At 70.6% G+C, this 13,513-nt stretch carries 11 protein-coding genes and 1 pseudogene; 6 read left to right on the top strand and 6 right to left on the bottom strand.

Annotation, left to right across the window (positions count from 1 at the left end; all coding sequences use genetic code 11):
* Positions 1-94: 94 nt before the first annotated feature.
* From QF032_RS01405 to QF032_RS01395, 3 genes are read left to right on the top strand one after another with little or no spacing between them, the layout of a single operon-like run.
* A complete protein-coding gene (locus QF032_RS01405) occupies positions 95-1,861 on the top strand; it encodes a diacylglycerol kinase family protein (protein WP_307054508.1) in 1,767 nt (588 codons plus the stop codon).
* Position 1,862: 1 nt separating this feature from the next.
* On the top strand, positions 1,863-2,816 hold the full coding sequence (locus QF032_RS01400) for a YihY/virulence factor BrkB family protein (protein WP_307039249.1): 954 nt from the start codon (positions 1,863-1,865) through the stop codon (positions 2,814-2,816).
* A complete protein-coding gene (locus QF032_RS01395; protein WP_307039247.1) occupies positions 2,817-3,587 on the top strand; it encodes a phosphatase PAP2 family protein in 771 nt (256 codons plus the stop codon).
* 250 nt (positions 3,588-3,837) lie between these two features.
* Here QF032_RS01395 and QF032_RS01390 read toward each other — a convergent pair whose 3' ends face one another.
* The 3 genes from QF032_RS01390 to QF032_RS01380 all read right to left on the bottom strand — a co-directional run bounded on the left by QF032_RS01390 (position 3,838) and on the right by QF032_RS01380 (position 6,520).
* Entirely contained in the window at positions 3,838-4,674 is an 837-nt protein-coding gene (locus QF032_RS01390; protein WP_306945845.1) for a PIG-L family deacetylase, read from the bottom strand.
* A 504-nt stretch (positions 4,675-5,178) separates the two neighbouring features.
* The gene (locus QF032_RS01385; protein ID WP_307054505.1) at positions 5,179-5,814 is read right to left on the bottom strand and encodes a class F sortase; all 636 of its coding nucleotides are present in this window, start codon (positions 5,812-5,814) and stop codon (positions 5,179-5,181) included.
* Positions 5,815-6,028: 214 nt separating this feature from the next.
* Positions 6,029-6,520 carry a sortase gene (locus QF032_RS01380; protein WP_307039243.1) on the bottom strand — a complete coding sequence of 164 codons (492 nt, stop codon included), beginning with the start codon at positions 6,518-6,520 and terminating at the stop codon, positions 6,029-6,031.
* A gap of 362 nt (positions 6,521-6,882) precedes the next feature.
* On the opposite strand from QF032_RS01380, the gene QF032_RS01375 reads away from it, so the two are divergent.
* A complete protein-coding gene (locus tag QF032_RS01375; protein ID WP_307039241.1) occupies positions 6,883-7,386 on the top strand; it encodes a hypothetical protein in 504 nt (167 codons plus the stop codon).
* A gap of 723 nt (positions 7,387-8,109) precedes the next feature.
* Positions 8,110-9,540, top strand: a complete 1,431-nt coding sequence (gene ltrA, locus QF032_RS01370; protein ID WP_307054263.1) for a group II intron reverse transcriptase/maturase — start codon at positions 8,110-8,112, stop codon at positions 9,538-9,540.
* Positions 9,541-9,670: 130 nt separating this feature from the next.
* Here the strand turns inward: ltrA and QF032_RS01365 are convergent.
* A pseudogene (locus tag QF032_RS01365) lies at positions 9,671-10,428 on the bottom strand (IS5 family transposase); the annotation flags it as partial.
* 259 nt (positions 10,429-10,687) lie between these two features.
* Between QF032_RS01365 and QF032_RS01360 the strand changes: the two are divergent.
* The gene (locus tag QF032_RS01360; protein WP_307039239.1) at positions 10,688-11,521 is read left to right on the top strand and encodes a class I SAM-dependent methyltransferase; all 834 of its coding nucleotides are present in this window, start codon (positions 10,688-10,690) and stop codon (positions 11,519-11,521) included.
* Positions 11,522-11,657: 136 nt separating this feature from the next.
* On the opposite strand, the gene QF032_RS01355 is transcribed toward QF032_RS01360, so the two are convergent.
* Together QF032_RS01355 and QF032_RS01350 are read right to left on the bottom strand one after the other, a co-directional pair.
* Positions 11,658-12,425, bottom strand: a complete 768-nt coding sequence (locus tag QF032_RS01355) for a class I SAM-dependent methyltransferase (RefSeq protein ID WP_307049851.1) — start codon at positions 12,423-12,425, stop codon at positions 11,658-11,660.
* 193 nt (positions 12,426-12,618) lie between these two features.
* Positions 12,619-13,506: a geranyl diphosphate 2-C-methyltransferase gene (locus QF032_RS01350; RefSeq protein ID WP_307054503.1), complete on the bottom strand. Its 888-nt coding sequence runs from the start codon at positions 13,504-13,506 to the stop codon at positions 12,619-12,621.
* Positions 13,507-13,513: the final 7 nt, after the last annotated feature.

Raw genomic sequence — 13,513 nt, 5'->3', positions numbered from 1 at the left:
AGGTCTGCGCGGCGCTTTCGGGGGCACACGGCGGTGCGTCGGCCTGCACGCCTCGGGTCGACACGCCGTGCCGTGCCTACCCGTGGGAGACCTGATGCCGACCGCCGCACCGGAAAGACCGGCCGAGTTTCCTGGCCGCAGACCAGGGACCGACCGGGTCGGCCGCTCGTTCGCGCTGCCTCGAGGAACCGGCCGGGCCGCCGCGCGCATAGGGGCACTGACGATCTGCCAGGGCGCGGTCATGGTGGGATGCGGACTGCTGATCACCGGCCCGGCTCGCGGACTGTGGCCGATGACGGTCGAGGACGACGTCGACGAGGGCTTGGAAAACGCCCGGACCGGAACCCTCACCACCCTGTCGTTCTTCGGATCGGAGGCCGGCAACACCCTCACGGTGATCGCCGTCACCGTCCTGGCCTGCGCGGGTCTGATCCTGATACCCCGGCTGCCGATGTGGCGTCAGGCGGCCTTCCTCGCCGTCGCCGTGTCCCTTCAGTCGCTGGTCTTCCTGGTCATCACCGAGGCGGTGGACCGCCATCGTCCCGAAGTGCACCGCCTCGACGCCTCTCCGCCCACCTCCAGCTACACCTCGGGCCACACCGGCGCGGCCACCGCGGTCTACGGCGGACTCGCGGTACTCGCGCTGTCCCGGCTCCGCGGGCCGTGGCGGCGGATCGTCGGCGGTCTGCTGCTGGTCGTCCCGGCGGTCGTCGCCCTCGCCCGCCTCTACCGGGGCATGCACCACCCCACCGACGTCATGGGCGGGCTGGTCAACGGCAGCCTGTCCCTGCTGATCGTCGGCCGCGCCCTGCTCACCGACGCCACCGTGACCGCCGCGGCCGACGTGAGCCCGGCGCCGTCCTCGGCGAGTACGCGCACGGGCACGGCAACGCGCACGGGTGCATCGGGCGAAGGCCGCGCCGCGGTGATCATCAACCCCACGGTGACCGGTGCAGCCGATCGCGAGGCGCTGCGCGGCATCCTGGACAGACACGGCTACCGCGCACCGGTGTTCATCGAGACCACGGCCGAGGACCCGGGCACCGGTCAGACGGCGGGCGCACTCCGGGACGGCGCGGGACTGGTCGTGGTCTGCGGCGGCGACGGCACCCTGCGCGCGGCGGCGGACGCACTGGCCGGCAGCGGGGTACCGCTGGCCGTCGTGCCCTGCGGCACCGGCAATCTGCTGGCCCGCAACCTCGGACTGCCCCTGTCTCCCACCGACGCGCTCGATGCCGCACTGCGCGGCACGCCGCACCGCCTCGACCTCGGCCGCATCGAGGGCGACGCCCTCCCCGCCACCCACTTCGCCGCCATGTCCGGAGCGGGTCTGGACGCGGCGATCATGGAGCACACCAACGATCGTGCCAAGTCCGTCCTGGGCTGGCCCGCCTACGTACTGGCCGGTATCGGCACACTGCGCACACCGCGGATGCGCCTGACCGTCCGGCTCGACGACGCCCCCGCCCTGCGCCGCACGGCCCGCATGGTGCTCATCGGCAACGTCGGCACCGTGCAGGGCGGGACGACACTCCTGCCCGCCGCCCGCCCCGACGACGGCCTGCTCGACCTGCTGCTCCTCGACCCGCGCGGCATCGGCGGCTGGACGCGCGCGCTGGCCACGCTGGTGCGCGGCGGCGCGAAGGGGGTCCGGCCGTCGGCCGCCGACACCCCTTCGACGGAGGACGGCGACCGCAACGGCGTCCCGGTGGAATTCTTCACCTTCCGACGGGCCGAGCTGGCGTTCGACTCCGTGCAGTCCCGAGAGCTCGACGGTGATCCCGTGACGCGAGGCCGACGGCTCACCGCCGAGGTCAGGCCGGGGGCGCTGACCGTGCTGCTGCCCGCGGGAGGTGAGTGACGTGGGTACCGCGACCAAGGTTCCCGAGACCCGCGACATGCGGGGCGACGAACTGTCCGCCGACGAGGCACTGGCCGCGTTGCGCCGTTACGGCCGCTGGGCCCTGCTGCGTGACTCCTTCGTGCGTTTCCGGTACGCCGACGGCTTCACCCATTCCCGCGCGCTCGCCCTGCAGACCGTTCTGTCGGTGATCCCGCTGGCCATCGCGTTCGTCGGGCTCTCCACGACGCTGCACACCGAGAACATCGGCCGGATCGCCGAGCTGACGATCCACCGGATCGCCGAGGGACCCAGCGTCGAGGTGGTCGACGACGCGCTGAGCCGCAGCCGTCGCACGGCGGGCGACGGTGCGCAGATCGCGCTGTGGTTCGGTCTGGTCTTCTCGCTGGTCAACACCACCACGGCGATGTGCCAGATCGAGCGCGGAGCCAACCGTATCTACGGCAACGAGCGCGACCGGCCCTTCCGGCAGAAGTACCTGCGCGGTCTGGTGATGTCCGTCTCCGCCGGACTGCCCCTCGGACTCGGGTTCGTCGTCATGGTGGCCGGCGGCGACCTCGCCTCCGCGGCGGTGACCGTCTACCGGCTCGACGGAGGCGCCCTGACCGCCTGGCAGATACTGCGCTGGCCCTTCGGACTGCTGCTCGCGCTGATCTCGGCCAGCGTGATCTTCCGCCGGGCACCCCGCCGCAGACAGCCCGGGTACACCTGGCTGGCGTTCGGCGCGGCCGTGTACCTGGTGCTGTGGACGACGCTCACCTGGCTGCTGAGCCTGTACCTCGGGATCAGCGGCTCCTTCGACACGGTCTACGGCCCGCTCAGCGCCTTCATGTCCCTGCTGTTGTGGGCCTATCTGACCTCCATCGCCCTCTTTCTCGGGCTGGCGTTCGCCGCGCAGCTGGAGGCCGCGCGGGCCCTGCGGTCCGATCCCGTCGAACCCGATCCTGGAGTCTGAATGGCTGTGCGAGCCGCGGTCCTGCACCTTCGAGACCGTCGTCGCCGGGCGGCCGACCGCAGATTCGGCGTCCGACTCCTCGGGGCGGCCCTCGTCGCCGCCGTCGCCGCGGTGCCCTTCGCGCTGCTGCTGGTCCTCGTCGAGGGCCGCTGGGGCCCGTTGCGCCGGGTGGACATGGGCGCCGCCGAGCGACTGCACCACACGGCTGTGACGCATCCGGCGTGGACCAGCACCCTGCGCTTCCTCTCCGACCGGGTGTGGGACCCCGCAGTGCTGCGGACGGTTGTCGCGCTGCTGACCGTCTGGCTGCTGTACCGCAGGGCCTGGCGGCTGGCCGCCTGGTCCGCCGTGACGGCAGTGGCAGGCGGACTGATCGGACTCCTCGTCAAGACGGTCGTCGAGCGAGCCCGGCCGTCCCTCGAGGATCCGGTGGCACACGCGCCGGGATTCTCCTTCCCGTCGGGCCACGCGATGACGGCCACCACGTCGTTCGCCGTCCTGCTGCTGGTCCTGTTGCCCCTGGTGCCGCGGGCCTGGAGGCCTTTGTGCTGGTGCGTCGCGGTGGCGTCCGTGCTGGGCGTCGGCTTCACCCGCGTCGCGCTCGGCGTGCACTGGTTCAGCGACGTCGTGGGCGGCTGGCTGCTGGGTCTGGCCGTCGTCGCCCTCACCGCCTGGGCCTTCGAGGCCTGGCGCGCCGACGCCGGCCGGGGCCGCACCGAGGTGACCGAGGGGCTGGAGCCCGAACTCGTCGACGCCCGCCCCGAGCCCTGACCGGCGGAGACCGGGCCGCCTGCTCCCCCTGCCCACCCCCCCCGGGCATGTCCCCGCCGTACAGGCCGTTCTCCACCTGGCCGAGTGAGCAGCCCCATGGTCGCCACCTGTACCGCGAGAACCCCCGGGAGGCCCGACGACAAGCCGGCGAACCCGGGTTGCACGACCCCCGTCGACAGGGTCGACCGGGCCTGTGTGGTCGCCGACCTCTTCCGGCCGGCGGACGGCTGCCGGCCGGTGGGCGGGTGGATCAGCGCAGTCCGGCGAAGAGGTCACTCTCGGGAGTCGCCGCGCCGGTGGTGTCCTGGACACGCACGAAGGTCTCGACGCCCATCAACTCGGTGAACCTCTCCTTGCCCATCCTGAGGAAGAAGATGTTCTCGCCCTGGCTGGCGTGTGCGGCCAGCGCATCGAACTTCTGGCCGCCGAACGCGGAGGTGTCCACCCAGGTGGTGATCTCCTCGTCGGGGAGCCCGATCTCGGCCATCGCCGCGGTCTCCGCGGGATCCGGCTCCTCCTGCCCTTCCACCCCGAACTCGCGCATGGTCTCCCCGAACCGCTGCATCATCGAACGGGGCGCGGTCGTCCAGTACACCTTCGGTGTCGGTTCGGCCATCGCCAGCGCCGCCATCGTGATGCGGTTGGCCTGGATGTGGTCGGGGTGACCGTAGAAGCCGTTCTCGTCGTAGGTGACGACCACATCGGGCTGGTAGCGCCGCAGGAGTTCCGCGAGCCGGGCGGCGCCTTCCTCCACGGGTGTCTGCCAGAACGAGCCGGGGGCGTCATTGGTCGGCCAGCCCATCATCCCGGAATCGGCGTAGTCCAGGGTCTCCAGGTGACTGATCTTCAGGACTTCGCAGCTCGCCTCGAGTTCCCTGCGCCGCATCAAGGCGACGGCCGCCGGATCGTGCCCGGGGTCGCCCGGTTTGACACCCCCCGGTCCGTCACCGCAACCGCCGTCGGTACACGTCACGAGGACCGTTCGCATACCCTCCGCCGCGTATCGCGCCAGTACACCCCCGGTCCCGGTGGCCTCGTCGTCGGGGTGGGCGTGCACGGCCATGAGCGTCAAGGGCCGGTCAGTCATGAAACATCCTCCTGTGTGGACAAGGCTTTGGTCGAAGTCCGCGGCGGGCCGCCGAGCGGTCGCTTTCACACTCACCGCGCTTCTGCGGGCGGTCCAGCGCGAACTCGACACAGGCCCCCTCCGTGACCTGGACGGACGTGCGTCAGCGTGGTCCGGCCATCCTGGCAAACCGCCCGAGGGCCGCGTCCATTCCCGCCGGCGCGAAGCTCACCGCACCCGGGCACGCCGAAGCGGGACGGCCCGACGAGCCGAGCGCGGAGGCCGGGCGCCTGCGCCCGACGTCCGGCAGACGCATGGACAGTCTGCGAGCGCTCCGGGAGGCAGGCGCCGCGACGAAGGAGGGCCAGGGCCGGCCGGAGGCGCGCTGGGCTACGAAATCATCGCCCCGGCGGCGGTCGGGCCGGTGCCGCTCACGGCGCCGTTCGCAGTGCGCTGACCGTGGCGAGCAGCGGCAGGTCGTTCGGACGGCGTTCAGACGACGCGTTCAGGCGGCGAGCGCCGACCTCACCGCACCGCGGTGAGGGTCGCGTAGACCACGAGGTTGCCCTGGTAGCCGGTGTGCTCGGAGTAGCCGCCACCGCAGGTGATGACCCGCAGTTCGGCCCGCGCGGAGCTGCCGTACACCTTCTCGCTCGGGAAGCGCTTCTTGTCGTAGACCTCGAGGGCGTCGACGGTGAACACGGCTGTGCGCTGGTCTGCCCGGGTGATCTCGATGGTGTCGCCCTTGGCCAGGGCGCCGAGCAGGTAGAACACGCCCGGGGCGCCGGTGGGCAGGTCCACGTGGCCCGCGGTGACGGCTGTCCCGGAGGATCCCGGTGCCGTGCCCTCGCTGTACCAGCCGGCGCGGTGGGGACGGTCGGCGGGCGGAGGTTCGAGCGCTCCCGATGCGTCCAGGTGCAGCTTGGTGACAGGGGTGTTCACGTTGATGGCGGGGATCCGGAGCCAGAGCGGTTCCGAGGGCGGGAGCGGGGCGACGGCGGGGCCCGCCGGGGCGACGGCGGGGGCCGTCGAAGCGGCGGTGCGGGGGACTGTGGCCCCGGGCCGGGGTGAGAACGCCTGACCCGCTGACGGCTGGGGCGGCTGCTCGTCGTGCACCGCCCCGGCCACCAGCAAAGCCCCCAGCACGAGTGTCCAGGCCAAAAGCCTGGCCGAAGGGATGCACGAGGGAGAGGGGGAGCCGGCGGAGCGCCTGGGAGTCATCGCGGTGAGTCCTCTGCTCGCAGCGGGGAAGAGGGGGGCGAGTGACGAGTGACGAGGGGGCGAGGGTGGTCATGGGCTCCGGCTCCCGGCGGCTCCGCGGACGAGGGGGCTCCGGACAGCCGCCGGGGTGGGTGAGCCCGTGGACACCGGGCGGTCAGTCGCCGTTCACGTTCGAGCGGTGACGCCTCCTCACCAGCGCTCCGGCGGCGGCCGCGGCGACCAGCGCCGCGCCCACAGCGAGTTGCGGGACTTCCTGCCCGGCGTCTCCGAAACCGGCCTCGACGGCGCCGTCGGGCCGGCGCGTCGGGAGCTGGTACGAGTCCGTGATCCTGGTCCGTGGCGGGCACTTGACGGTGACGGTGTCGGTGCCGGGTGAAGCAGTGTCCGGCACCGTGAACTCACCGGTGAGAACGCCCTTGCTCTCGCCTTCGAAGAGGTGGAACGCCCCTGCCGTCTCGGACTCGCCCTTTCCGTAGGTCACGTCGGCCCCACACGCGGTGGTGCTGACGGTGACCGTGGAGCCGTGGGCGGTCTGCCGGATACGGATGTCGAGAGCTGAGTCGCCGGCAGCAGCGGCGACCGGAACCTGAAGAGCCAGGAAGCCGGCCATCAGGCCGATGCCGATGCCCACACGTGTATTGATCACAAGAACCCCTCCAGCGAAGCGGCGTCTGTTGCACGGTGCCCGAGGCGCGCACCACTGCCGAGACAACCGACGCTGTGTCACCTCCGCAACGTGACGGATCGACACGTGCCTCGCCCGGACGGGCGTATCGATGATGCGGACACGGGCGTTCACGCAGGTCAGGGATGCGGGAAGCGACGTGGTGGGAGAACCGGCAGAGATCGGCGAACAGGCTAACCGAACCGGGCGGGGGTGTGCCCGCACCCATGTCGTGGCGAACGCCCGGACGTCCCGACTGTGCGCGGACCGCGGTGTGTCACCCGTGCCGGTGATCGTCAGCGGGACCGCCCCACAGCCGCGCCCGTCGCCGCCATCCTGATGGCATGCGCCGCCCGCTCTCCCTCGCCGTCGTGTTGGCCAGTGTCCTGCTCGCCGGAGGTTGCGTCTCCGTCCCTGCCGGCGCCCCGCCGCCCGTTCCGCGCGGGGACACGGTCGCCGCACGCACGCCGTCCCCGCCGCCCCCGGCGACCCAGGCCTCCACTCGCACCGCCCTCGTCGACACCACCCCCGTCCAGAAGACGGCGAAGCGGCACGCGGAGCGCCATGCCGTACAGCGGCGCTCCTCGGGCGCCACCCGGCGCGAGCGCTCCCGCCGCCCGCCGCAGCCCCGGCAGCCGCACAGAGCCGTGCGGTCCGCGCCGACCCGGCCCGTGACACCGCGCACCCGCCGTCCCGGCCCCGCCCCGAAGCCGCCCGGCCACAGGTCGACGCGGCCGCCTACCGCCCGGCCGTCGCCGACCTACGACCTGAGCACCGTGTGCGGCTGGGCCCACCAGGTTCCCGCCCCCTCGGGCGCGGCTACCCTCTGTGACTCCTACGTGCGCTGAACCTACCCGGGCGGCCAGGCCCGGCTAGGAGTTGTCTTCAAATGTCACGCCCACATCAGGAGCGATGCGAGGGTGACGGCTGCCTGGTAGGACTCGGCGGTCTTGTCGTAGCGGGTAGGTGCGCCACGAGGCGCCATGGAATCGAGTGAGGTGAGAGACCTTCACCACCGGGTTGTCGTAGCAATCCGGTTGAAGCTGGGGGCAGTTCGGTTCGGGGGATGCCGAGCCGAGCGGTAAGCAGCCCCGACAACGCCGGGACGGGTTGGTACTGCCAGACGACCCGGGTCCGGCTAGCGAGACAGGAAGGTGCACGCGAGAAATCAGTGCCTGACGCCCCGTAATTACGACACCGGCTCGAACCTGGCGGATCTGGGCCGGACGCAGTGCACGACCACCAGCGCTCGTCGGTGGTCGACTCCGAAGCCGACTCTACTCATCGGTGGGGAGGCCACGCCGAAAGTCTGCGGCGTAAGCGTGGCGATGCTGCCGGGGTAGAGCTGGGCACCTCACCTGTCGATCGATTTCGTGGTGAACGTGGGAACTGTCCGCGGTCGCCCTCATATCGGACATCCAGTTCGATCGGGAGCAGGCCCATCGCCGGCTGATGGCCGTCGGGCAGGACGGAGGCTTCGTAGTACTCCGAGGCCGGGAAAGCCGGTCACATGGGGAAGGGGGCCAGCAAGTCAGCAGTAAGGAAACTGGAATGCCAGGAGGCTGTCGCCGGTGAATACCGACGAGCTGGAATGGGCCTTGATGAAGGCCGAACGCCGGGTACTGGAGATCCAGACCAAGCTGCACCGTTGGGCTGCCGATGATTCTCATCGCAGGTTCGACGACCTGTTCAACCTCGTGGCCGACCCTGCCTTCCTGTTGGTGGCGTGGGACCGTGTCCGGGGAAACAAGGGTGCCCGCACGGCCGGAGTAGACGGGAAGACCGCCCGCTCCATCGAAGCCGGGCAGGGAGTCGAGGCGTTTCTCGACAAGCTGCGGACCCAGCTCAGAGACCGCAGCTTCCATCCGGTTCCTGTCCGCGAGCGGATGATTCCCAAGGCGAACGGCAAGCTTCGTCGTCTCGGGATTCCGACCGTGGCGGACCGAGTGGTCCAGGCGTCCTTGAAACTGGTGCTGGAGCCGGTATTCGAAGCGGATTTCCTCCCGTGTTCCTATGGGTTCCGCCCGAACCGCCGAGCTCACGATGCGATCGCCGAGACTCGCTACCTCGCCAGCCACGGATACGAGTGGGTGGTGGAGGGCGACATCACGGCGTGCTTCGACGAGATCGCGCACCCGGCCCTCATGGAGCGGGTGCGGAATCGAATCGGGGACAAACGGGTGTTGTCCTTGGTGAAGGCGTTCTTGAAGTCTGGGATCCTGTCCCGTGACGGAGCCTTCACGGACACACGCACCGGGACCCCGCAGGGCGGGATCCTGTCGCCGCTGCTGGCCAACATCGCACTCTCGGTCCTGGACGAGCACATCGCCCAGGGCCTCGGAGGCCCAGATGGCACCTCCGAGGATCGGCGCAGGAGACGGCGCCGAGGATTGCCCAACTACCGGCTGGTCCGGTATGCGGACGACTTCCTCGTACTCGTCTTCGGGCGCCGAGATCATGCCGAGGAACTACGCGACGAGGTCGCAGAGGCATTGAAGCCAATGGGCCTTCGCCTGTCGGTGGAGAAGACAAAGATCACGCACATTGACGAGGGCCTTGATTTTCTCGGATGGCGCATCCAGCGTCACCGGAAACTTGGCACTGATCGGCAGTACATCTACACCTACCCGGCACGGAAATCAGTACGTTCCGTCACGGGCAAGGTGAAGGAACTGACCGGACGGCAGAACGTCGGCTTGTCGCTGGAGTCCTTGCTCCACCGACTGAACTCGGTGTTGCGAGGATGGTGCGCGTATTTCCGCCCCGGAGTTTCGAACGTCGCTTTCTGTTACCTCAGCCACTACGCGTGGATGAGGGTGACACGATGGATCCGACGCAAGCACCCCGGGATCACTTGGAAACAGCTCCGTCGACGCTATTACGGCGGCGGCTGGTGGCCCGTCACAAAGGAAGCGGAACTGTTCAACCCGGCAAAGGTAAGCACGACCAGATACCGATACCGGGGAAAACTCATTCCGGCTCCGTGGCCCACTACGGCATGAGGAACTGAACACCCCGGAACGGGATTTGTGGAGAGCCCGGTGCCCGGAGACGGGCACGCCGGGTTCGGGAGGCGGCTCGGGGAAACCCACGGGTGGAAACACCAGCAGGGCGCCCCGAGTCGACCTCACCGATACCGCGCCACTGCTTCAGGCGGTTGAAGCACCGTTCCACCACGTTGCGCCGCTTGTAGAGCTGCTTGTCGAAGGCCGGCGGGCGCCCGCCTCGGCTGCCGCGTCGGAGCCGGTTGCGGACCTGGTCGGCCCGCTCGGGGATGGTGTGTCCGATGCCGTGCCGTCGCAGCCAGGTGCGGATGGCCCGGGAGCTGTAGCCCTTGTCGCCCAGCACGTGGGCGGGCCGGGTGCGGGGCCGTCCGGGGCCGAGGCGGGGCACCCGTATCGCTTCCATCACGGCGGTGAACTGGGTGCAGTCGTTGGTGTTGCCGCCCGTGAGCGTGAAGGCGAGCGGACGCCCAAAGGCGTCGCAGGCCAGGTGGATCTTGCTGGTCAGGCCGCCCCGGGAGCGTCCGAGCGCGGGGCTGCGGCGCCCCCTTTTCGGGCCCCGGCGGCATGCTGGTGGGCGCGTACGACGGTGGAGTCGACCGACACCAGCCAGTCGACCTCTCCCGCCGCGTCCGCCCGGGTCTGGGCGGCCTGGAGCATCCGCTCGAAGGTGCCGTCCAGGGCCCACCGGCGAAAGCGGGTGTGCAGCGTGTGCCAGGGGCCGTACCGCTCGGGCACGTCCCGCCAGGCCGTGCCTGTCCGGAACTTCCACACAATCCCGTTGAGCACGGTTCGATCGTCCAACCGCTTCCGCCCACGCAAGGACTCGGGCAACAGCGGACGGAGGAACTCCCATTCCCCATCGGACAGTTCATGGCGACGTATCACCCAACCATGATCCACCACTCAAGATCAATTGAAGACACGACCTAGTGGCCTCGGGGCGACATGGATCTGCCTCCCGACGAGTCGAACGGCCGAGGACGAGGGCCGGCCGCCCGGTGTCCTGTACCAGGCCCGCACCGGCGGTCGAACCGTGAGACAGTCGTAAGAGGCGCCGAGGCGGGGAGACGCGGGCGCGCCGGTCCGAGACGGCGGCCACCGCCCGGCACCGTACGCACACGGTGCGGCAGCGGAGGGATCCGTCATGACCGAGGCGAGTGAAGCGATCCGCGCGGACCAAGCGCTGAAGGCGAGACACCGGGCCATGTGGGCGCTGGGTGACTACCCCCTGGTCGCCACGGACGTGATCCCTGATCTGGGGCCGGAGCTCATCCGGGCAACCGGCGTGCAGCCGGGCTGGCGCGTGCTCGACGTCGCGGCGGGTTCGGGGAACGCCGCCGTCCCGGCCGCTCTCGCGGGAGCCGACGTGGTGGCCGTGGACCTGACACCGGAACTGCTGGAGGCCGGACGGCGGCTCGCCTCCGAGCGCGGCGTCCGACTGGACTGGCGCGAGGGCGACGCGGAGGCACTGCCCTTCGCCGACGCCGCATTCGACGCCGTGGTCTCCTGCGTCGGCGTCATGTTCGCCCCGCACCACCAGCAGGCGGCCGACGAACTGGTCCGTGTGTGCCGGCCGGGCGGCAGCATCGGCCTGGTCAACTGGACCCCGGAAGGGTTCGTCGGGCAGATGTTCGCCGCCATGCGGCCGTACGCGCCCCCACCCCCGCCCGGAGCGCAGCCGCCACCGCTGTGGGGCGACGAGGAGCACGTGCGTTCTCTCCTCGGCGACCGCGTGAGTGCCTTCGACGCCCAACGCCGGGGGTTGCGCGTCGACCGATTCGCGCGGGCCGAGGAGTTCCGGGAGTTCTTCAAGTCCTGTTACGGCCCGACGCTCGCGGTGTACCGGGCCATCGCCGACGATCCCGACAAGGTGGCCGCCCTCGACGCGGCGCTCACGGATCTGGCCGCCAGGCATCTCGCGGACGGGACGATGGAGTGGGAGTACCTGCTGGTCAAGGCCGAGCGGAACACCGGCTGACAGGGGCGTCGCGACGAGCGCCGGCGGGCCGGCCGCGCGGCGTTCACGTGCGGGCGGCTCCGGCTGCCGACGGACGTCGCGACCACGGGGAAAGCGACGGTGACGCCCGTGTCGGCCGGACGAAGTTCGAAGAGCGTCATTCCTGGTGGTGCGCCGTGTAGACGGTCGCGGTCATCGCCGCCGTCACGGGACCGGCGCCGAATCGGTCCGTCATCTTCTGCGTGACCGAAGCCCGGATGGACTGTGCGTCGGGACCGGCTTCCAGGGCGGCGCGGATCGGTGTGCCGGTGAGGAACCCCGTGGCCACGGAGGCGGCCGAGGCCGCGACGCCGTCCAGCGTGATCTGGTCGGCGGCGCCCAGGGTCAGCCCGGCGGCCGCGAGGTCGGAGGCGACCAGGGCCGGATCCGTGTAACCGTGGGGCACGTCTTCGAGGAACGCTGGCGCCCTGCCGGGCATGGCCTCTTCCAGGGCGTCCTGGAAGGCCGCGCCGAATCCGTGGGTGGCCAGTGGACCCCAGCTGTTGAACAGGAATCGCCCCCGCGGGGCCAGGACCCTGCGCACCTCCGCGTAGGCGGCGGGTCTGTCGGGAAAGAACATCACCCCGAACTGGCACACCACGAGGTCGAAGCCGCCGTCCTCGAAGGGCAGTTCCCGGGCGTCCGCACGGTGCCAGTCGGCTCGCGGCTCGCGCGCGGCTCCGGCGGCCACCATCGCTTCGTTGAGGTCGCTGGCCACCACCGACGCCGTGGGCGCCACGGTGAGCAGGGCCGAGGTCAACGCCCCGGTCCCTGCGGCGAGCTCCAGCACCGTCCGGGGCCGCAGCGCGGCCGCCCTGGCTGCCAGGTCGGCGGCGAACGGGCGGAAGAGGACCGGCACGAGGTGGCGTTCGTAGGCCTCGGGCATGGACCGTGTCCACCGCCGGTTCGCGTCGTCTGCGTTCACTCGACAGACAGTAGCCCCGGGCCGGGCGCGACGGCGGACGGCAGGCGGGGCTCTGCTCCCCCTGACCCGGACGGGCCTGACGCTAGACAGCCCGTGTCGCGCGAGAGGGGTGCGCCTCGCGGGGCAGGGGCGGCCCCTGCCCCGCGAGGCCGGCTCACACGCGGTCGGCCGCGATCAGGACGTGCTGGAAGGAGCCGTCCCGATAGGACTCGATGAACGCCTCCTCGATTCCGGTGACCAGCGACGACGTGGCCCGCAGCTCCCAGTAGGGCAGTGTGTCCGGGGTGAGGTCGACGATGGTGTGCGGCACGAGCCGGTTGTCGGCCATGGCGCGCAGATACTCGCGCCGGGAGTGGATGTTGCACTCGAAGTGGGCGTTGATCTGGGAGACCCACTTCGACGGCTGGCCGTACCGGGGGTTCCAGCAGCCGGTGATCGTGACGTACCGGCCGCCCACCTTCAGAAAGCGCGAGTGCTCGGCGAACAGGTCATGGAGATCGACGTACATGGTCGACTCGTTGTTCCACGAGGCCGCGATGCTGCCCTTGGCGAAGGGCGTGTCGAGCATGTTGCACACGCGGGAGCGGACGTGGTCCTCGATCCGCAGTTCCCGCGCGCGCCTGTTGCCGAAGTCGGCCTGGGTGGCGGAGAGGGTGACGCCCTCGACCTTGCAGCCGAAGCGGCGGTGCGCCATGACCATCGACCCGCCACGCCCGCAGCCGGCGTCGACGAGGGTGTCGTCGGGACCGACGGCGCCGAGGTGGTCCATGAGGAACTCCGCTTGTGCCGACTCCAGCCGGTGCAGTTCCGCGATGAGCTTCTTCTCGTATTCGCTGTGGGCAGGGTCGCCGAGCGCGGTGTGGTCCACGTCCCCGATGCCGTAGTGGTGGTGGTAGAGCCCGTCCACGTCACCGAGGCGGAGGTTGACCGGTCGTGCCTCGTTGTTCCAGTAGCGGGCGATGTCCTCCTGGTACGCGGTCGCCGGAGCCGGGATCTTCGCGGTGGCGGTCGCGGTGGCGGTGGAGGTCGTCTCAGTGGTCACAGAAAGG

The sequence above is a fragment of the Streptomyces achromogenes genome (assembly GCF_030816715.1).
In the GTDB taxonomy this organism is placed as follows: domain Bacteria; phylum Actinomycetota; class Actinomycetes; order Streptomycetales; family Streptomycetaceae; genus Streptomyces; species Streptomyces achromogenes_A.
The sequence above is the reverse complement of the archived record's forward strand: the minus strand, read 5'-3'. Positions and strand labels throughout refer to the sequence as shown.

Coding starts and splice junctions, on each gene's coding strand:
- QF032_RS01390 (WP_306945845.1), bottom strand. CDS start 4,674: ATGACTGACCGGCCCTTGACGCTCATGGCCGTGCACGCCCACCCCGAC.
- QF032_RS01395 (WP_307039247.1), top strand. CDS start 2,817: ATGGCTGTGCGAGCCGCGGTCCTGCACCTTCGAGACCGTCGTCGCCGG.
- QF032_RS01375 (WP_307039241.1), top strand. CDS start 6,883: ATGCGCCGCCCGCTCTCCCTCGCCGTCGTGTTGGCCAGTGTCCTGCTC.
- QF032_RS01405 (WP_307054508.1), top strand. CDS start 95: ATGCCGACCGCCGCACCGGAAAGACCGGCCGAGTTTCCTGGCCGCAGA.
- QF032_RS01360 (WP_307039239.1), top strand. CDS start 10,688: ATGACCGAGGCGAGTGAAGCGATCCGCGCGGACCAAGCGCTGAAGGCG.
- QF032_RS01355 (WP_307049851.1), bottom strand. CDS start 12,425: ATGCCCGAGGCCTACGAACGCCACCTCGTGCCGGTCCTCTTCCGCCCG.